General features: G+C 64.6%; 2 protein-coding genes. One reads left to right on the top strand and one right to left on the bottom strand.

Features of this window, described 5'->3' with window-relative positions; genetic code table 11:
* Positions 1 to 215, bottom strand: a 215-nt coding sequence (locus ACXJKO_RS31925) for an ATP-binding cassette domain-containing protein (RefSeq protein WP_457095002.1), incomplete at its 3' end; no start/stop codon positions are given.
* Positions 216 to 355: 140 nt separating this feature from the next.
* On the opposite strand from ACXJKO_RS31925, the gene ACXJKO_RS31920 reads away from it, so the two are divergent.
* On the top strand, positions 356 to 762 hold a 407-nt coding region (locus tag ACXJKO_RS31920; protein WP_457095001.1), incomplete at its 3' end, for an NAD(P)-binding domain-containing protein.

Below are 762 nucleotides of genomic sequence, written 5' to 3'. Positions count from 1 at the left end.
TCCTGGGCCACGGCGCCGATCCGCATGCCGCGGGGCACGGTGATGCCACCGCTCTCCGTGGGCAGATCGCCCTGGATGATCTTGAACAGGGTGGTCTTGCCCGCGCCGTTGCGCCCGACGAGCCCGACCTTCGCGCCGTCGGGCAGGTTGAAGGTGGCATGGTCGAGGATGAGGCGGTCGCCGATGCGGTAGGTGAGGTCATTCACGTGGAGCATGCCGCCTTTTGGCGCGAGGCGAGGGCGCTGGCAAGGTTTTTGGGCATCTTCAGTTGACGTTGCGGCAAGTTGTGCCGCCAAGCTGCTGACCTACGTAATGACTCCTGATACAGCGGGATAAGAAGCTGAGAGGGCCTCCGATGCCAGCCGAACAACTGCTGAATGCTCCTGCCGATGTCGCATCCCTGCTGGAGCGCTTCACGAAGCGTCAGGCAAAAATCGGCATCATCGGGCTCGGCTATGTGGGCCTGCCGCTGGCGCTGACCGCCGCCAAGGCCGGGTTCACGGTGCTCGGCTTCGATATCAACGCGTCTTACGTCGAGCGCCTCAACCGGGGCGAGAGCTATATCCGGCACATCCCCGAGGCTCCCATCAAAGAGGCGGTTGCGGAGAGGCGGCTCGAGGCCACGACCGATTTCGCCCGCCTCGGCGAGCCCGACGCCATCCTCATCTGCGTGCCGACGCCCCTAACAAAGCACCGCGAGCCGGATCTCTCCTATGTGGAGAATACCGCCCGCACCATCGCCGCGCACTTGCGCAAAGGCCA

Source organism: Microvirga sp. P5_D2 (genome assembly GCF_054049475.1).
This window is presented reverse-complemented; position numbering and strand designations above follow the sequence as displayed.